The 17,211-nt window shown below is 43.1% G+C and carries 21 protein-coding genes; 12 read left to right on the top strand and 9 right to left on the bottom strand.

Annotated elements, in window-relative coordinates:
• Positions 1-24: 24 nt before the first annotated feature.
• The gene (locus V5G28_RS25595; RefSeq protein WP_332995790.1) at positions 25-1,617 is read right to left on the bottom strand and encodes a photosystem II high light acclimation radical SAM protein; all 1,593 of its coding nucleotides are present in this window, start codon (positions 1,615-1,617) and stop codon (positions 25-27) included.
• A gap of 538 nt (positions 1,618-2,155) precedes the next feature.
• On the opposite strand from V5G28_RS25595, the gene V5G28_RS25590 reads away from it, so the two are divergent.
• From V5G28_RS25590 to V5G28_RS25555, 8 genes are all read left to right on the top strand, one after another.
• Positions 2,156-2,551, top strand: a complete 396-nt coding sequence (locus V5G28_RS25590) for a DUF1830 domain-containing protein (protein WP_096568047.1) — start codon at positions 2,156-2,158, stop codon at positions 2,549-2,551.
• Between the two features lie 140 nt (positions 2,552-2,691).
• On the top strand, positions 2,692-3,153 hold the full coding sequence (locus V5G28_RS25585; protein ID WP_332995788.1) for a DUF4079 domain-containing protein: 462 nt from the start codon (positions 2,692-2,694) through the stop codon (positions 3,151-3,153).
• 10 nt (positions 3,154-3,163) lie between these two features.
• Entirely contained in the window at positions 3,164-3,319 is a 156-nt protein-coding gene (locus V5G28_RS25580) for a hypothetical protein (RefSeq protein WP_332995940.1), read from the top strand.
• Positions 3,309-4,316 carry a class I SAM-dependent methyltransferase gene (locus tag V5G28_RS25575; RefSeq protein ID WP_332995786.1) on the top strand — a complete coding sequence of 336 codons (1,008 nt, stop codon included), beginning with the start codon at positions 3,309-3,311 and terminating at the stop codon, positions 4,314-4,316. Before V5G28_RS25580 ends, V5G28_RS25575 begins: the two co-directional genes overlap by 11 nt.
• Before the next feature lie 113 nt (positions 4,317-4,429).
• Complete coding sequence (locus V5G28_RS25570) at positions 4,430-4,705, top strand: helix-turn-helix domain-containing protein (protein WP_332995784.1); 276 nt, start codon at positions 4,430-4,432, stop codon at positions 4,703-4,705.
• A gap of 6 nt (positions 4,706-4,711) precedes the next feature.
• A complete protein-coding gene (locus V5G28_RS25565; protein ID WP_332995932.1) occupies positions 4,712-5,677 on the top strand; it encodes an RNA-guided endonuclease InsQ/TnpB family protein in 966 nt (321 codons plus the stop codon).
• Between the two features lie 97 nt (positions 5,678-5,774).
• Positions 5,775-6,341 (top strand): hypothetical protein, encoded by a 567-nt coding sequence (locus tag V5G28_RS25560; protein WP_332995930.1) that lies wholly within the window; start codon positions 5,775-5,777, stop codon positions 6,339-6,341.
• Between the two features lie 190 nt (positions 6,342-6,531).
• Positions 6,532-7,311 carry an ABC transporter ATP-binding protein gene (locus V5G28_RS25555; protein ID WP_332995783.1) on the top strand — a complete coding sequence of 260 codons (780 nt, stop codon included), beginning with the start codon at positions 6,532-6,534 and terminating at the stop codon, positions 7,309-7,311.
• A gap of 38 nt (positions 7,312-7,349) precedes the next feature.
• On the opposite strand, the gene V5G28_RS25550 is transcribed toward V5G28_RS25555, so the two are convergent.
• Positions 7,350-8,117, bottom strand: coding sequence for a response regulator transcription factor (locus tag V5G28_RS25550; RefSeq protein ID WP_041036494.1), 768 nt, complete (start codon positions 8,115-8,117; stop codon positions 7,350-7,352).
• 562 nt (positions 8,118-8,679) lie between these two features.
• Between V5G28_RS25550 and V5G28_RS25545 the strand changes: the two genes are divergently transcribed.
• Complete coding sequence (locus tag V5G28_RS25545; protein ID WP_041036493.1) at positions 8,680-8,922, top strand: DUF6761 family protein; 243 nt, start codon at positions 8,680-8,682, stop codon at positions 8,920-8,922.
• A gap of 464 nt (positions 8,923-9,386) precedes the next feature.
• On the opposite strand, the gene grxD is transcribed toward V5G28_RS25545, so the two are convergent.
• The 3 genes from grxD to V5G28_RS25530 form a co-directional block, all read right to left on the bottom strand.
• Positions 9,387-9,710: a Grx4 family monothiol glutaredoxin gene (grxD, locus tag V5G28_RS25540; RefSeq protein ID WP_332995779.1), complete on the bottom strand. Its 324-nt coding sequence runs from the start codon at positions 9,708-9,710 to the stop codon at positions 9,387-9,389.
• A 74-nt stretch (positions 9,711-9,784) separates the two neighbouring features.
• Positions 9,785-10,042, bottom strand: a complete 258-nt coding sequence (locus tag V5G28_RS25535; protein WP_332995777.1) for a BolA family protein — start codon at positions 10,040-10,042, stop codon at positions 9,785-9,787.
• Between the two features lie 304 nt (positions 10,043-10,346).
• Positions 10,347-10,997: a hypothetical protein gene (locus V5G28_RS25530; RefSeq protein ID WP_332995776.1), complete on the bottom strand. Its 651-nt coding sequence runs from the start codon at positions 10,995-10,997 to the stop codon at positions 10,347-10,349.
• A gap of 249 nt (positions 10,998-11,246) precedes the next feature.
• Here V5G28_RS25530 and V5G28_RS25525 point away from each other — a divergent pair, with 249 nt between their 5' ends.
• Positions 11,247-11,423 carry a hypothetical protein gene (locus V5G28_RS25525; protein ID WP_336231338.1) on the top strand — a complete coding sequence of 59 codons (177 nt, stop codon included), beginning with the start codon at positions 11,247-11,249 and terminating at the stop codon, positions 11,421-11,423.
• Between the two features lie 442 nt (positions 11,424-11,865).
• Here V5G28_RS25525 and V5G28_RS25520 read toward each other — a convergent pair whose 3' ends face one another.
• From V5G28_RS25520 to grxC, 3 genes are all read right to left on the bottom strand, one after another.
• Positions 11,866-12,672: a lysophospholipid acyltransferase family protein gene (locus V5G28_RS25520; RefSeq protein ID WP_332995771.1), complete on the bottom strand. Its 807-nt coding sequence runs from the start codon at positions 12,670-12,672 to the stop codon at positions 11,866-11,868.
• Positions 12,673-12,750: 78 nt separating this feature from the next.
• Positions 12,751-13,236: a tRNA adenosine(34) deaminase TadA gene (gene tadA, locus V5G28_RS25515; protein WP_332995769.1), complete on the bottom strand. Its 486-nt coding sequence runs from the start codon at positions 13,234-13,236 to the stop codon at positions 12,751-12,753.
• 278 nt (positions 13,237-13,514) lie between these two features.
• Positions 13,515-13,829 (bottom strand): glutaredoxin 3, encoded by a 315-nt coding sequence (grxC, locus tag V5G28_RS25510; RefSeq protein WP_332995766.1) that lies wholly within the window; start codon positions 13,827-13,829, stop codon positions 13,515-13,517.
• Here grxC and V5G28_RS25505 point away from each other — a divergent pair.
• Both V5G28_RS25505 and V5G28_RS25500 read left to right on the top strand, forming a co-directional pair.
• Complete coding sequence (locus V5G28_RS25505) at positions 13,828-13,986, top strand: hypothetical protein (RefSeq protein ID WP_332995764.1); 159 nt, start codon at positions 13,828-13,830, stop codon at positions 13,984-13,986. The genes grxC and V5G28_RS25505 overlap by 2 nt on opposite strands.
• 528 nt (positions 13,987-14,514) lie before the next feature.
• Positions 14,515-16,122, top strand: coding sequence for an NHLP bacteriocin system secretion protein (locus V5G28_RS25500; protein ID WP_332995762.1), 1,608 nt, complete (start codon positions 14,515-14,517; stop codon positions 16,120-16,122).
• A 685-nt stretch (positions 16,123-16,807) separates the two neighbouring features.
• On the opposite strand, the gene V5G28_RS25495 is transcribed toward V5G28_RS25500, so the two are convergent.
• Complete coding sequence (locus V5G28_RS25495; RefSeq protein WP_332995760.1) at positions 16,808-17,017, bottom strand: hypothetical protein; 210 nt, start codon at positions 17,015-17,017, stop codon at positions 16,808-16,810.
• Between the last annotated feature and the right edge of the window lie 194 nt (positions 17,018-17,211).

The following is a 17,211-nucleotide window of genomic DNA, read 5'->3' as shown; positions in this document are numbered from 1 at the left end:
TTCCCTTGTCTTCTTGCGTGTCTTCTATGATACGCTAACGAGTTGTTTTTCTTTCGTCTCAACGGGTGCAGAAAGTGCTTCTTCTAAGTCGGCACAACCCAGTTTTTCTTCTAATATTTTCATGACTTCGCGTCCGAAGTCATTAGGGTTTTGTCGCCAAGCTTGTAAGCAGACTTGCCCAAAGAATGAACCAAGGGGTTCCGGGTTCCAGAGCATTTTCTGGACTGTCCAAGGTGTAATGTTCATTGGATCATACCCTGGTTTAAGAATATTTTCTTTGAAGGCGTATTCTTCGAGGTGGGTATGGGGTTGCAAACCGATGAAGAAAATCGCAGGTTCGACTTTATCCGCACCGAAGATGCGTTCGAGTTCACGGTGGTAGGCGATGGTTTGGCGGATAGTTTCGGGACGTTCGTCAATGACGTTAAATGAGTAATTGACGGAAACTAAGTCGTTGAATCCAGCAGCTTTCAAGTCACGGCAGTTTTGCAAGACTGTTCGCAGGTTGTAGCCCATCCGCATTTTCCGCACGAGTTCTTGAGAACCACTGGTAATACCAATTTCAAAGTAGTTCATCCCGGTTTTCGCCATCAACTCACACAACTCTGGTGTGAGGTTGTCGGCTCTGATGTATGCTGCCCAGTGGATATCCGTCATCCCAGAATCAACGATTTTCTGTAAGAGTTCCACAGCATCGCTCATAAATTTTCGCGCTGGGATAAATTGGGCGTCGGTAAACCAGAAGTTGCGAATACCGCGATCGTACAATTGCCGCATTTCGGCAACGACTTCCTCAGCTGGATTGATGCGTACTTGTTTGCCTTCAACAACGGTGTAGACGCAATAACAGCAGTTGTGGGGACAACCACGTTTAGTTTGTACACCTATATAAAAGTCTTCTTCTTGCAGGTAATAGTTAAATTCCGGCCACATACTTTCGATATAGTTGTAGTCGCAAGCGGATTTTTCTAGGGGAGTGGGTTGTTCGTGAATCAGGCGATCGCGTGGTTTCTCTTCTCCTACGACATAACACCTTTCATCGCGAAATTCTTGCCCACTTAAAAGTTTTGTAAGCAGGGTTTCGCCTTCTCCCACGGAAACAATCGTTCCCTTGGGTAAGCTTTTACCCACTTGCTCGTAAAAGACGCTAACAGCACCACCACCGACAATCACTCGAGCATCGGGGTTATAACGTTTAGCACGTTTAATACCCCGTTTCACTAAGCCCAAATTCCGCCACAACTCACCGTAGTATCCCGACGCAATCCGCAACAAACCAATAGCCCCTTTTATCTTGAGTAATGGATTGCGGGAGTAGAAAAACTCAAAGGAATACTGTAATGGGTTACCACCACGTCCACCCACTGGAGCATAAATTTGGATATCACGCCACGAATACACGAGTAGTGTGGGCTTGAATTCATCGATACAGCGATCCAGCGCAGCAGCATAATCTAGAGGTGGTACTGTTCCCAAATCAAAAATGCGCTGTTCTATGGTAGGAAACTGCTTGTGGACGTGATCTGCAAGATAAACCACCCCAATTGGAAAGATCGGGTTACAAGGAAGGCGAACATAGAGAATTCGGTTGTCCATCACAGGTCTTTTAACTTCCATCTTGCTGTTTTTAAGGGAAAGTGAGATTAATAGCTTTTAAAAGAAGTGTTGAGATTAATTTTTGTCCTATATCTTAATATTACTTGACATTTAGGCAGATAAGGATTTAATCTGTCCTTTTTGTTGATATTCAGTGGAACTCGTTAAATTCACTTAGGCGTCAGATACATACTCTCTCAACAGAAATATTATTAAATTATAAAGATTTTTATATAGATAGCTTTACAATAACAACAACTCTGTTTGCCAAGCGATGATCTACATATCTTGGTTATGGGGTGTCGCTATGAGGATTGACAAGTAAATTTCGCCGTTTATGATTTTTTGTGAACCAGAGAACATTGTGTGTGTGGGAGCATAATGTACAATTGCAGAAAAGGCATAAAATTTCACAAATATTTCATACGGCCGCAAATCTTAAGATAGAAATAATAATAGAAAAGCTCACTTGGTAGTCGGGGTTACAGCAACTGGGGATCAGCCGGTGCTAGCTTGACAAGTGTAAGATAAGATAGTGGCGTAAAGCTCCTCAGCAGTTATGGCTCAAATATTAGATCCTCTACCACCTGAGCAATCAGGTAAACTTTTCTGCTGCTACGTGAATGCCACAAGCAAAATACAGGTGGCTCGCATCTCAAATATTCCCAACTGGTACTTTGAACGGGTTGTTTTTCCTGGACAAAGGTTAGTGTTTGAAGCTCCAAAAGAAGCTCAACTTGAGATTCATACGGGGATGATGGCAAGTGCAATTTTATCGGATAACATTCCGTGCGATCGCCTCGCAATCAGCGAACCTAGCAATTATGAGTTTCATACAGACTCACAACCAGCAATAGACCCTATCAATAAAAAACCAATTGTGCAAACGATTAATACAAAAACCGGAGATTCCAAAAAACCTTTGCAAGTCGCTGGTTTAGTATACATTGATTAAAAAAAACAATTTTCTTTAATAAGAGGGTTGCTGAACTCAGCAGCCCTCTTTTGTTTCGTTATGAGTTGTCCAGACGTACCATGTCACGTCTAGACATTAATTTTTTTCATCACTCCACTTCCCCATCTACAATGTTTACTATGAACCTACCTTCCTTTCTTTGGCTGTGGAAAATAGCAGCATGGTCGATGGGGTTATCGTTGTTAGCTTATTTGCTATTGGCGATTACAGGCTTTTGGATGTTTCGTAACAGAACATCGGCGCACCCCTCTTTTATTTCCCCCTTTACCGAGGGAAATATAAATGTACGTTCCCTTCACTTTCTCATCGGCAGTTGCATGGTAAGTTTAGTGCTGCTGCTACTCCTGATTGGCATTATTGGTACTTTCGGTCATTTTGGTTCTTTGGGACACTCATCCCACCTTATTGCTGGGTTGATAGCAGTCGTGCTGGTTTTGCTGTCTGGTGGAAGCGCATTGCTTATTAATGGGAGACGACGTTGGGCTAGACGTGTCCATGTTGGCGCTAATATTGCCCTGTTTTTTGGCTTTATCTGGGTATCGCTCACAGGCTGGAGTGTGGTACAAAAGTACTTACCATAATGAGTAACAAATGACCAGACAGCCTCACGACCAGTTTGCCAAGCAATATCTGGAAGAATTACTCTCTCCTTTAGGAAAGGTCGAATTCAGTCGCGAAGTCACTGATGAAGTTCGACAAATAAATCCACGAATAAGACGAATCAGCACCACGGTTTGTGACAACTGAGGAAATGATGTCAACCATTGATTGGATCGGGAATCAACTGAGAAGGTATGCCCTCAACCGTTTTAGAAGGTTCGCCTCTGTGCCTTTAGAGGAACTTAAGGCACCTAGTAATGAGTTTTGTTCGGTTCCAGACTCATTGGTGACATTTCTGTGTCAAAACCAGGACTCGGTTGTTCGTTGGATGGATGAACGTTCAGATGAAACGTCGCAGTTTTTCATCAAACAGGCGATCGCGTTTTTTCAAACAAAAAATCAATTTCTGATTGTTGGAGACCAGGAGAAAACGATATTAACAGCGGAATACGTGAGATTTCTGGGTGATTTTCGCTCTGGGCTTTTAGATTGTAAACACAGCACTCATCTTCCGAAACTCCTCAAGGAAGTGCTTGCTGTGCATCAAATCCAGCTTGAGCAATTTGTTCTCGACCTTGCATCAAGGAATCTCAGTCGTGATTTCGTCTTCAGTACACCCGTCTGTAGCGAGTATTCCCCCGACTTACAACTTCGCATCCTACACACTCCTACTGAACACCTGCTTGACCCAATTCTCGATCTCGGATGTGGACAAAACGGTGAGTTAGTTCATTTTTTACGATCTCAAGGGAATCTTGCTTTTGGGGTTGATCGAGGAAGTGATCCAGATCAGTTCATCATAAACGCGGATTGGTTCAATTTCCCGTTTGTTCCAGGCTTTTGGGGAACGATTATCTCCCATATGGCGTTCTCCAATCATTTCCTCCATCACTACTTGCGTCCTTCAGGGCATTTGCAACAGTACGCCCAATGCTACATGGATGTGTTATCCGCATTGAAACCGCAGGGAAGCTTTATATATGCCCCAGGGTTACCATTTATTGAAGCGCTTTTGCCGCGTGAGGAGTACTGTGTTGAGCGGTTTGAGATCACGCAGATGACAGGGACTCGAATCAATCAGTATTTTCGGACGACCTACGGGTTAGATGTGCTTTATGCCTGTAAAGTTACAAGGAGTTGTTAGCTAGGTTTGGATCTGGCAGTAAATGATAACGATAATAATATACGCTCACAATTGGGCTTTATCAAAAAAATGAGTCTAAAACCCCGTCCTTCTAGGACGGCTTTACAATCTATATGTTAGAATGCAAAAATTTTTTTGCATTCTTTTTTTTTTGCATGGAGAGAGCCTTCAGGTACCGATTCTATCCGACGGCCGAGCAACAGACTCTTCTGCGGCAGACACTAGGCTGCGTCAGATTGGTCTACAACAAAGCTTTGGCGGCTCGGACAGAGGGTTGGTACGAAAGGCAAGAAAGAGTGGACTATGCAGACACTTCTGCCATGCTTACGGCTTGGAAGAAAGAAGAAAGTCTCAGCTTTTTAACTGAGGTTAGTTCTGTCCCACTTTAGCAAGGACTGAGAAATCTGCAAAAAGCGTTTGCTAACTTCTGGGCGAAACGGGCAAAGTACCCCAATTTCAAGCGAAAACATAACGGCGGCAGTGCAGAATTTACCAAAGCCGGATTTAGGTGGAAGAACAATCAAGTTTTTCTAGCCAAGTGTGATCAGGCTCTACCTATAGTGTGGAGCCGGGAAATCCCGCCCGGATGCAATCCGAACACGATTACCGTCAAGTTGGACGCCAGCGGTAGGTGGTTCGTATCGCTGTTGGTCGATGACCATACAATTAAATCGCTCGAAAAGACACATAAGTCTGTTGGGTTAGACGTTGGCATCACGAGCCTGATTGCGACAAGCAACGGCGAGAAGATTAACAATCCCAGACACTTTAAGCGGTTACGCCGAAAGCTCAGACAAGTTCAAAAGTCTGTGTCTCGCAAGCAAAAAGGATCTAACAACAGACACAAGGCCAGACGCAAAGTTGCCAAGGTTCATTCAAAAATAACCGACGCTCGTAAAGATTTTCTGAACAAACTAACCACTCAACTGGTGCGTGAAAACCAAACGATAATAGTTGAGGACCTTGCTATCAAGAACATGATCAAAAACCCCAAGCTAGCGCTGCATATTTCAGATGCTAGTTGGGGTGAATTAGTCAGACAACTTGAGTATAAGTGTCGATGGTATGGTCGGGAGTTAATAAAAATAGACCGGTGGTTCCCTAGCTCAAAACGCTGTGGAAACTGCGCTCATGTTGTTGAAAAGCTGCCTTTAAATTTCCGGGAATGGGATTGCCCCAAGTGTGGAACAAACCATGACCGAGATCTAAATGCAGCTCGTAATATTTTGGCGGCAGGGCTTGCCGTTTCAGTCTGTGGAGCGAACATAAGACCTGACAGTCAACCGACTTGCCGGGCAGTTGCCAAAAACCCGAAGGGCGTGCGTAAGCAAAACCCGCAAGGGCAAGAAGCAGAAACCTAAGTCGTAAGTCTTAGGAATCCCCACGCCTTTTAGGCTGGGGAGGATGTCAAAATTACCAGTTAGTATTAACTTAAAGCACAACGATCATGATGGAGCCGTGACAGCAAACTCAGCCGATACATCATCTTCTGTATTTCGCCTCTCTCCTTTAATTAGAATCACGCTTTTAAGTCTATACATAGCACTCACAACACCGTTGCCTTTTCTTTCCCAGGTAACAGCAGCACCCGTACCACCAGCATTACTGTGGGTGGGCATTATCATAGGTTTTATTGCTCTGTATGCAGCGTTGAGCGAACGCGTCATTGTAGATGACCAGGAAATTCAGGTAACTTATCCTCAATGGGTACCCCGTTTTTTCCGCAAAGGCTGGTCGTTACCTTGGTCTGAGCTAAAACAGTTAAAACCTCGGACTACTGGTCAAGGAGGACTCGTTTACTACTTCCTAAGCAAGGAAGGAAAAGCTTATCTACTACCAATGCGTGTAGCCGGATTTGCCCGTTTGGTGAAACTTGTGCAAGAAAAGACAGGAATAGACACCACAGATGTCTATCCTTTAGCGCAACCTTGGATGTATTTAATTTTACTTGTGTTGACGCTGTTGCTGCTGTTAGTTGATGGTTGGGCGATCGCCACAGCGTTAGGGCAAGGTAACATCAATTAAAGCATCACGTTAAGTAGCCAACCGATGACCTACGGTACAACGAATGTAACGGATGTAACGGTGTATGTGTGGGAAACCCAAATACAAATTATCCGCTACATTCGTTAGTCGTGCGTTGCTAAATTAGCGTGAAACTTAAAGGACATTTATTAGACAAAGGTTTATTTTGGAGAGTCAACAAGACACGCAGATGAGGAAACTTACCCTCAAAGTACAACTGCGCCTAGAACAAGTCAGTCTTTTTGCCAGCTTGAAAACCCAGAGTAAAGGTAAGCAGCTGGGACACCCAATATTACAGGATATTTCCTTTGAGGTATTTGAGGGAGAACGCGTTGCTATTGTTGGACCATCCGGTGCAGGAAAAACTCATTTATTACGTCTCCTGAACCGTCTGAGTGAACCGACGAGCGGTAAAATTTATCTGGAAAATCAGGAGTATCGCCAAATTCCTGTATTGCAGCTACGCTCCTTAGTGACATTGGTACCCCAAGAGTCCAAGCTTTTGGGAATGACAGTCAAAGAAGCATTGGCATACCCCCTGGTTTTGCGTGGTTTACCCAAACAGACAATTGAGGAACGCGTGACTTACTGGATAGAAAAGTTGCAAATTCCAGAGGAATGGTCAGCGCGAACTGAGGTACAACTTTCTCTTGGACAGCGACAGCTTGTGGCGATCGCTCGTGCTTTAGTGATTCAACCAAAAATCTTATTGTTAGATGAGCCAACCTCTGCCCTAGATTTAGGTACGGCTGAGCATCTTATGGAAACTTTAAGCCAGCTTGCTCAAAGTCATCAAACAACGGTTGTTATGGTAAATCACCAGCTAGAACTAGCCCAGAAGTTTTGTACACGGCTATTGTACTTACACCAAGGTCGCTTACTTGTCAATCAACAAGCGTCTGATATAAGCTGGGCTAATTTAAGAGAAAGCTTGACGCAAGCAAAAGCCGAAGATGAATTTGGATTTTAATCATGAGTTATTCGTCTGCTTGTTTTTTTGTCCTCCTCTCATCGGGGAGTGCTGAGGGTTGAACGTTGATTGCTAAACCTCTCTTTAGGTAACTTTGTTGCTGAGTGTCCAATATTGGCATTTAAAATTTCCATGTTAAAACGGTATCCTACATTGCGGATCGTTTGAATTAAACTAGGTTGGCGGGGATCTAGTTCAACTTTTTTCCGCAACGATAAAACATGAGTATCAATGGTGCGTGGGTTGTCTATGGCATCAGGCCAAGCACGGCGTAGCAGTTCTGACCGACTCAATGGCACTCCTCCAGCTTGTGCCAAAACGTATAGCAAACTGAATTCCTGCGGTGTTAAGTCAATAAACTCTCCTTGGAAGCGAACCCGACGCTGTACTAAATCAATTTGCAAAGACCCATAATCTAAATAAGCTGGTGCAACGGGTGTGCGATTGCGACGAATGAGTGCCTCAACTCGTGCAAGAAACTCTTGCATTCCAAAAGGTTTGCTGAGGTAGTCATCTGCTCCCGCTTTCAAACCAGTGACTATATCAGCTTCATTGCTACGAGCAGAAAGCATTAAAATTAAAGGCTGTTGTTGACGATGTAACCAACGGCAAAATTCAATGCCATCACCATCAGGTAAATCGGCATCGAGAATCACCAGTGTTGGTTGATGGCTTAAAAACACTTCTCTAGCTTGATAAATACTTGCGGCTTGATGCACCCGATAGTCCAGTTGTTGCAAGTGCCAGCCTAGCAATGACCTCAGATGGGGATTTCCCTCAACGATTTCAATACAAACCGAACCCACGGTGGCAAGACCCCTTAGCGTATATGAATTTCAAAGTAACAAAGCCTATGTCTTAGGTTTTGTAATCCTTGTTACCTCAATTGCTATTGGCTTCATATTTACTAATACTAATACTGGCAAGGTGCTTAATTGATGCCTTAGCCAAAGCCAAGTTAGTAATATTCTTAAATTTTTGTTAGACTTAGCAAAAGTGCTTTTGATGAAAAATCCTGCTATCAATTGGAGTGCGATTTCCCAAAAAAGTGTCACCAAACAAGCTAATTGTTACCAAAAGAGTTTTTCAGCTTTATGGTGAAAGCAGATTCGATATTCTTGAATAGAGCGGTGCCCACACCCTCGAACCCAGTTAGGCTATTGGCTCTTGATAATTATAACAATAGCTTACTTGATAATCATATTCCCAGTTTTCTGGAATAGGATCGAGATACTCTGTAGCTGCTCGTGAGAGTTCCCTTTGGGGGAGATATCTTCTTTTAGTTCATGCCAAACTAAAAGTGAGACTTCACATCTCAGCTTCAATAAATTACAATTTTCTATTCCAAGCACTTTTCTAACAGCAGTTATGCTCCAAGACACACAAACCATTCGCTATTACCAAAGACTAACTGACGCCTTCGTCGAGTTATGGAATCGCGGTTATCGTACGGATGATATGCGGATGTATTTGGATGGCTATATAGCCGCACTGCAACACAGTAACGCCATTGAACCGTATCTGATTCATCGCTTAGAGGAGGAAGCTAATCGCTACTTGCACGATGTATCAAACTTTACAATGACGCAGCCGCAACCGGATTACTATTAATATCTTTTCTCAATGAGAAGTAGTATCCGTAGCGCAATGCAGATGATTATAGCATATCTATTATCTGCATTGCAGAACTGTGAAAAATTGGAGATATTTCTTTACAATTACAGCACAAAAGCCTTAACTCACGAGTTATAAGTTCTAAGTGAGCTGATTTATTAGCTCACTTAGCCCTCTTACAAACCACACGCCACTTGCTAGCTCAATAGCCTTAAGCCTACGCTACCGCTGCGCCGTTAAATAGGGGCGTTTTTTCATAAGTAGCAACTTGGGTTCAAAGAAAAGCTGCCCGAGTCGCCTACGCAGGATTGCTGCTGTTGTAGACGTCACGGACACACTTTCCAAGGGTGTAACAAACAATTTCTTCCAGAGGGCAGCGTAGTAACTGCCCGTCCGAGAACTTGCTCAGCACTCAGGACTGTTTTACTATGAGGTGACTGGTAATTGCAATATGGTTAACTTCAGGAAGCAAGTGCTACTTCCACCATTTGCTGCAATTCGCCGTTTTGGTACATTTGTATTAGAATGTCTGAACCACCAACAAATTGACCGTTGATATACACTTGGGGAATTGTTGGCCAATTGGAATAGTCTTTAATTCCTTGGCGGAGTTCGTAGTCATCCAAAACATTAACTGTCTCGAAAGGAACTCCTAAGGTATTCAGTATTTGCACGACATTGTTAGAGAAACCACACATCGGCATTAACTTGGTTCCCTTAAGAAAAACCAAGATTTTGTTTTGTTGTACCAAGTTATCAATTCGCTCTTTAAGTTCTGGCGTCATTGTCTTTTTGTTTCCTATCTTACTTTTGGTCTCATGACTGGTATTGCCTTACGTCCTAAGTCTTGAGTCAAGACTTAGGAGTGAGAATTATTTTGCCAAGCTTCGGGAGTATACGTTTTTAGTGCCAAGGCATGGATCGCTTCACTAGACATGGCTGACTTCAGTGCACCATAGACTAACTGGTGCTGTTGCACAAGTCCCTTACCTGCAAACTGCGATGAAACTACTGTCACTTGATAATGGTCACCACCTCCAGTCAAGTCTTGCACTTGAACTAGGGCATCTGCCAGTTCTGCCTTTATCATTTCCTGTACTTGTTGCGGACTAATCATCGCAATTCCTGATCATTTCAAATCCTAATAGGGATTGTAACGCCTCGTATCTGGGCAATTCAAAATTTAAAATATCCTGCGGCAAGCTGCTTTGCGTCTACACAATTTAAAATTCCACAACAAGAGTGTTGGCAAGCATTTTTCCTGTTGACAGTAGGCAAATTAAATGTGTGACACTTGACTACATCTATTTCAAACCCTAATAGGGATTCAAACATCAAGAGTCCCCACCATTAATTATAATCCCATTCTAGCATTGGGCTGAATGGGGGGCAGTGGGGAGGTGAAGAGAGAGGTAATTTGATTATTTCTTCCCGGAGGAGGGAGAGGGAGAGGGAGCGGGAGAGGAGGAGGGAGAGGATGAGGGAGGGGAAGAAGCACTACCACCTCTAGGAAACGGAGCATCAACAAAGCCCAACTCCAACAACTGCTGATAAGCTTTTTTACCTAAATCCCGTGTTGGGTTTTGGCTTTTAACTATTTGAATGAGCAACGGTACAGCTAATTCCGGCTTATTTTGGGCTCTATGTACCAATGCTAGCTGGTAGGTGGCTTCATCCCGCATTTGCGCAGTTTCTAGCGCCTTTTTCCGTTGAGCATCAGCAACTCTGGTGTCAATTCCAGAAAAGCTAGAATTCAAGTCTTGATAAAAATTAGAAAGCTGATTAAAAACAAGCCGTGCTTCTTGGAGTTTCTTTGCTGCTACATCGTAGTTTTGGGAAGAAACTGCATTACTTGCGTCTGTCATCAGACGCTTTCCTCCCTCAAGGCTCAAAAGGCTGTTATTTTGTGCTGTGGGACGGAGGTTATTTGGATCGTTGGGATCAATAGGTTGTGGTTGATTAGAGCCACTTGGTAGCTGTACCTGAGCATTGACGGGTGATAAGAAGCTGAGGGCTGCTATCACTGCTAAGGAAGTGAAGCGAATTATAGGAACGGTTCCAGACAAGTTCATGAGGTCATTTACAGAGATAACTAAAAAAGCAGTTATGAAACTTCGGGTATCTTAACTCTGTTTTGAACTTTGACAAAACAAAGCCACATATTAAGTTTCCCTGATTTAGACTCAAAATCAATGAAACCAGGTTCCCCTAGCGTCTGCACATTAGCTAATCCGCCGCTATCAATGAAGGTACAAATTGCTCTAATTTTTCAACTACAGGTGTATCACAAATCAGTCTGGGGATAGTTTGACAACGCTGTGGTGAAGAGTTCGTTTTTAGAAAGCGATAGAAAATTGTTTAAAATTGCCAACTGTTTGATACGACTCAAAGAGGTTTTAGTTGCCAACCCTAAGATTGTCGTGCAAGAAATGGATTATAAATCCCGTAGTCCGCCGTATATCCAGCAATGGTATCTCAACCATAACGGTGGCAACTAAGCGGTCATTTGCAGTGATTTGGTTACAAAAAGGTGAATGCATCTCCTAGGGGCGATCGCAGCGCAACAGTTACGCAAAGCCGTAGCAGATCCTTAGGAACAACTGGGGGACGAAATGATTCAAAACAAGCAATTCCTGATAATGACAGACAGAGGATAAAAAGCGTACTCCCAATAGCTGACTCTAGCCTCATCCAAGAAATTCAGGTCACTTGTACCTTCATCGTAAGTTTTTTGGGGATTTACAAATTTCATTCATTGCCCTTAACAATCAGCAGGTGTTGTTACAAAGCTGTACCTTAGGTCGCTGTAGTAAGAACGCAAACAACTTATACTGATTCATGCTCATCACAGCTACAAATAATTCTCCCTTGCGCTTGCCGTTGTTCGCCTGCACCAGGTGCTCTCCTAAAGTGCAAACCTTAAGTGAAATTGTATAATTACTAACTATTAGCAATTTCTGCAAATGCGTGAGTAGTAACTTCTGATTCGTGATGGCTTAATTTTTTGAGAGCTATTGCCAAATCACCAGTGAGACGTTTGGCATTTTGTTTCATGGTGCCTCTAGCGTAATCTACAACTTGTATTGGGGAACCAATCTGAATACTCACATCCGTACCCCATGTAGGTAACGGTTGGCTGTAATTGATGCTGATAGGTATAACCTTTATACCTAATCCTGGATGACTAGACTCAGTACTCAAAGCCAGACGAGCAATTCCTGGCTTTAAAGGGTGAACTTTACCATCACGAAAAATGCCACCCTCTGGGTAAATAACCAACATTTCTCCATTTTTAAGTAATTCTACACTATGACGGAGAGTCGTGATTGAGGGCTGTTGAGGATCTACAGAAAACCCCCCTAAGCGTCGGACAAACCAGCCTTGCAACCCTTGGCACTCAGTGATCGTAACCATGAATCGCAAGTCTCGTCCAGTCACGCAGCGACCAGTTGCGTACGGTAAGAGCAACGAATCCCAACGCGCCCGATGGGTGGGAGCAAGGATAACAGGACCAGTTTTGGGGAGGTTTTCTTGTCCACTGACTTTAATCCGCCCAAAGAAAAACGGTAGAACAAAGTGACCCCCCAAGAAATACGCTAAATGACCTAACCAAGGAGAAATCTCAGAGGTAGTAATATGAGCCACCTTAGCATTTTCTGGCGTAGTAGCAGGATTGTCACAGGAAGTATCAAAGGAAGAGTTAAACTCAATCATGACGGTGGCTGGTGGCTGTTGGGTTGAATACATTCAAAACTCTGTTAAATACACCGTAGATTTTCTTCCTTGACTTTTGTAGCACCAACTGGACAGTTTTATCTCTGTCCGTTAGTTAGAAATATGTCGCCGATGAGTAAACCAAGCTTGTAATTGCTGACGACAGGCGGACTCTAAAATCCCACCGATAACACCCAGGCGGTGATTGGAAGCAGCACTATCGGGGATATTGGCGACGGTACGAATTGCACCAGTTTTGGCATCGTCTACCCCGTAAACTAAAAGTCCTATACGCGCTTGTACAATAGCACCTGCACACATTGGGCAAGGTTCCAGAGTAACGTAAAGGGTGCATTGGTTAAGACGCCAAGTTTTTAACCTTTGAGCCGCTGCTCTGATAGCAATAATTTCCGCGTGAGCTGTAGGGTCATTGTCACGTTGTTTCCTGTTTTCACCTTCTGCAATCAAACTTCCGGACGAATCAACAATAACAGCGCCTACGGGGACTTCATCCGCATCACCCGCAATTTGTGCTAAGTCTAAGGCGCGACTCATCCATTGCCGATGTATAAGATATTGTGAGTACTCAACTAGCATTTTCTTAGTCCTAAAAACAGGACAAGGGGAGGTGGGGAGAAAGTCAACTGGTGAGACCACGGAGTCTCCCACCATACGTACTCGTTGGTGGGGGAGGAATGCCGCTCCCTGTCTCGTTACTGGGGACTGTTGAAGGGGAAAATGCCCCCGACTTGGGGAGGGGCAATATTTCCCCGGACATAATTTTTCGTTTGATATACCACTACCCCAATCCCCAGTCCCTTTTAGAAGAATTTTTGAGTGTTGACTCTTGACTTTTGACTTTCTTTGTGAATCTTCTAAATAGCAGATTGGGTGAGAAGCGGATCTAACTGACCTTGCGTATCTAGTTCATACAGGTCATCACATCCACCAATGTGCTGATTGTTAATAAAAATTTGCGGTACTGTGCGGCGTCCATTGGCACGTTCTGCCATCTTCGCTCTAGCTGCTTCGTCACCATCAATTTTGTATTCAGTGAATTTCACGCCTTTCCACCACAGCAAAATCTTGGCACGGATGCAATATGGGCAGGTTTGCCAGGTGTAGATTTCAACATTGGCTTTTACTTGCTCTAGATGACGTCCTAATAGGGAGTTGAGAAAGTTCAACATGATGTTAGTAATGTTATTTTATGAATCGTTTTCCTCTGTCTCTAGCCTAATTCAAGCTTGTTGTAGGATGGGCGACACGAGCGATCCTTCTTTAGATGCCCCTCAGGCACAATGTACTCGTGTCTCACTTCTGCCTGTGGTGCAGTTCATTATTTGACTCAAAATTCTAAGGATGTTGTACAAATTTTGTGTGAAATTCTTTGGAAAATAGAGGAATATCACCAAAGTTAAAGTAATTAACTGGTATAGAATATTCATAGTACTTAAAAAAACCAGAAAATTTATATTGCTTGTGCTATGTCAGTCTGGCTGAAACTTAAAGAGTTGGCGTACAAAATTGGTCAAACTATTTATCAACTTAAGAATGGATTGCTATCAAATTATCTCAATCAACAACTAAATGTCCGCCTATAGCCATGTATGCAGGTCGCTTGTCTTGCTGTCTCAAACTTGTGACACTTGCGTAAGTCCTGCCAGTTTTACACCACATTTTTACCGAAAAATTGGGTTTAAAGCCCCGTCCCTTGTAGGGCGGGGAGTATGTCAATGGTGAGTTACTTCTGCTAGCCTGCAGTAGCCATGTCCTTGATGTAGCTGTGAAAGCACTTGCAGGGCGTACATCCCCACGCCTGTGGCGGGGTTATCGAACCTCATGGTTGCGTAAGTCCTCATAAGAATAGACAAGATGCAAAATAAAGAAAGGAAACTCTTTCGTACTGAAGCACTCTTAAGCCTGTCCTCACCGGAGCAACTTGACCGACTGATGCAGGTAACGAGCCCTCAAGCCTGGGTGCCCTTAGTTTCTATGGGCTTTTTGATAGCTGTGGCTGGTGTTTGGAGCGTAGTTGGGCGAATTCCACTCACCGTTACAGGTTCTGGTGTGTTGATCCGACCTCGTCATGTGGTGCAATTTCAAGCACGCAGTGCTGGTCAATTGTTAACCCTGAATATTAAGGCAGGAGATGTCGTTAGGCAAGGTCAAGTACTCGCTACAATCGACCAATCTAATATTAAACAACAACTACAACAAGAAAAAGCAAAGTTGGTTCAGCTGCAAGAGCAGAACCAAAACACTGATAGACTGCAAAAGCAGCAAATAGCGCTGCAACTAAGAACGCTTGAACAGCAGCAAAAAGACCTTGAAGAAACCCTGCGTCGAGAGTCAGTCGCACCGATACTGCATAATGAAACACTTGAAGCATTAGAGCAAAAACGACAAAGCTTTGAGCAAAGTTTGTCAAGAGAACAAGTTGCGCCAGTTTTGTACAAAAAAACTCTCACTGCATTAGCAGAAAAACGCAAAAGTCTTCAAGAGCGTTCATCACAAATCAGGTCATTGCTGCAAACTTTGCAACAACGAGTTGAAACTCGTCGTAGTTTGTTTGAACAGAAGATTATTAGCCAGGATACGCTGCTGCAATCTCAGCAGGAATTATTAAACGCTCAGGCGCAAGTGTTAGATATTGAGGCACAGCTTAAAGACCTTGAAGTTCAAAAAACGAGTAGCGATCGCGAATATTTACAAAACCTCAACAAAGTTGACGATATCAAAAACAATATTCAAGAAATTAAAGTTCAAAGAACTAATGCAGAGCGGGACTATCTACAAAATCTTAATAAACTTGACGAAATCAAAACCAAAATTAAAGATATCGAAGCCCAAAAAACTAAACTGCTTCAACAAGATTTAGAAAAGTCAATTAATAAATTAAATCAAATTCAGGAAGTGAAAAGCAAGATTGCGCAGTTAAGACTGCAACTAACTCAATCAAGCCAAATTACGAGCAAATTTGATGGTCGCATCTTAGAAGTTGGCGTCCTCCCTGGTCAAGTTATCAGCGTTGGCACGCGTATTGGGACTATTGAAGCTGAATATTCTAATGCTAAACTCCAAAGTCTTGTTTACTTTGCTGATAAGGATGGTAAGCAAATAAAACCTGGTATGACTGTACAGGTGACACCCAGCGTTGTCAAGCGCGATCGCTTTGGTGGAATTGTTGGAGTCGTCACGAACGTTTCTCCCTTTCCTGTGACAACTGGTGATATTACAGCGCAAGTCGGCAACGAAGACTTAGCAAGAAGCCTTGCTAATAGTAGCGCAGCTCGTGTGCAAGTCCAGGTACAACTGCAAAAAGACCCAAATACTGTCAGTGGATACAAATGGTCTTCTTCAAATGGACCAGCACTCAACTTATCATCTGGTACGACAACGCAAGTCAGGGTCAAAGTTGGAGAAGTGGCACCTATCTCTTACATTATTCCAATATTTCGCTCTTGGACTGGTATTTATTAATTTGGTGGTTAATGCTATTGCACATATTAAGGCATTTCCAAGAAATAAATTATCCATCTTGTGGGGTGGCCATCCTGCCCGCCCTGAATATTGAGACGGGTGGGGACACCCATCCCACAAGAAAATTTGGGATATTTTTTTATTTGGAAGTCCCTAGTGCAAGTGGGTAGTGCCGCTGCGCGTTCGTCAAAAGTCACGGATTCAAAAGTCAAAAAGCTTACATCATAAGCTTTTCGTTGATTTGGAATGGTGAACCAGCGCTATGCAGGAGGGTTTCCCGAACTCACAGCGACTGGTTCTCCCGTTGGGTAGCTTTATTTCCGCGCCCGCTGTAGTAGTTTCGTGGAACTGGTTAACACTCTCGGGGCTATTTGCTCAACTAGTAGCAAGACAAATGGAATAAACCCTAAAAAGCGATGAGCAGCTAGCAAGTCTTATAGGGTAATTAAGACTTGCTAGCTGCACGAAAAATTATAGTAGATTAACGGTATAAATGCTTTCCCTGTTGTTTGATACTTATCCAAGCATTTTTGGGCATTGGAACGCTTGAAGTACCAGAGATGTTACAAAATTTTGTCAAAGCCAATTAAGGTCTAATTAAAATAAATCAGCCTTAGACAACTTTATCGAGCGGTTAACTGATAGCTGTAGCTTTAGAAACTACACCATTATACGAATGGGTTTATCACCCTAGTAGACCAGTAGCAGTTTCAACAACGGTACCAACAACTGGTAACTGCGATGCTGTATCAACTACTGTTGTAACGACGCCACCGACAATTGGTAAATCTCCAAGTAAACCACCAGACACGGTTGTCAATTCTGCATCATCCAATTCTCCTTCCCATTCCTTTGTTTCTAGAGTAGCTTTGGTTACGGCTTCATTCTTAATCATTTTGTTTCTCTCTTTTTGTTCAGTGATTACACTTACTGTTATAAAACTTAACCATACCTTTGTATATATACCTTTAGACATATGTGTTTATTGTTGCAACAACAACGCAAATATTACTTATAAGAAAAATTTATAATTTATTTTACTAATCCTTACTCTCTGGTAATTACCTTGTATAAAGGGTTTTGAGATAC

It is taken from the genome of Scytonema sp. PRP1, assembly GCF_036697665.2.
Taxonomy (GTDB): Bacteria; Cyanobacteriota; Cyanobacteriia; order Cyanobacteriales; family Nostocaceae; genus Kalymmatonema; species Kalymmatonema gypsitolerans.
The sequence above is the reverse complement of the archived record's forward strand: the minus strand, read 5'-3'. Positions and strand labels throughout refer to the sequence as shown.

Bases quoted from the DNA above. Each gene is read 5' to 3' on its own strand.
- V5G28_RS25530 (WP_332995776.1), bottom strand. From the start codon at position 10,997: ATGAACTTGTCTGGAACCGTTCCTATAATTCGCTTCACTTCCTTAGCA.
- tadA (WP_332995769.1), bottom strand. From the start codon at position 13,236: ATGCTAGTTGAGTACTCACAATATCTTATACATCGGCAATGGATGAGT.
- V5G28_RS25585 (WP_332995788.1), top strand. From the start codon at position 2,692: ATGAACCTACCTTCCTTTCTTTGGCTGTGGAAAATAGCAGCATGGTCG.
- V5G28_RS25520 (WP_332995771.1), bottom strand. From the start codon at position 12,672: ATGTATTCAACCCAACAGCCACCAGCCACCGTCATGATTGAGTTTAAC.
- V5G28_RS25570 (WP_332995784.1), top strand. From the start codon at position 4,430: ATGTTAGAATGCAAAAATTTTTTTGCATTCTTTTTTTTTTGCATGGAG.
- V5G28_RS25500 (WP_332995762.1), top strand. From the start codon at position 14,515: ATGCAAAATAAAGAAAGGAAACTCTTTCGTACTGAAGCACTCTTAAGC.
- V5G28_RS25555 (WP_332995783.1), top strand. From the start codon at position 6,532: ATGAGGAAACTTACCCTCAAAGTACAACTGCGCCTAGAACAAGTCAGT.
- grxC (WP_332995766.1), bottom strand. From the start codon at position 13,829: ATGTTGAACTTTCTCAACTCCCTATTAGGACGTCATCTAGAGCAAGTA.
- V5G28_RS25580 (WP_332995940.1), top strand. From the start codon at position 3,164: ATGACCAGACAGCCTCACGACCAGTTTGCCAAGCAATATCTGGAAGAA.
- V5G28_RS25535 (WP_332995777.1), bottom strand. From the start codon at position 10,042: ATGATTAGTCCGCAACAAGTACAGGAAATGATAAAGGCAGAACTGGCA.
- V5G28_RS25545 (WP_041036493.1), top strand. From the start codon at position 8,680: ATGCTCCAAGACACACAAACCATTCGCTATTACCAAAGACTAACTGAC.
- V5G28_RS25590 (WP_096568047.1), top strand. From the start codon at position 2,156: ATGGCTCAAATATTAGATCCTCTACCACCTGAGCAATCAGGTAAACTT.
- grxD (WP_332995779.1), bottom strand. From the start codon at position 9,710: ATGACGCCAGAACTTAAAGAGCGAATTGATAACTTGGTACAACAAAAC.
- V5G28_RS25595 (WP_332995790.1), bottom strand. From the start codon at position 1,617: ATGGAAGTTAAAAGACCTGTGATGGACAACCGAATTCTCTATGTTCGC.
- V5G28_RS25495 (WP_332995760.1), bottom strand. From the start codon at position 17,017: ATGATTAAGAATGAAGCCGTAACCAAAGCTACTCTAGAAACAAAGGAA.
- V5G28_RS25505 (WP_332995764.1), top strand. From the start codon at position 13,828: ATGATGTTAGTAATGTTATTTTATGAATCGTTTTCCTCTGTCTCTAGC.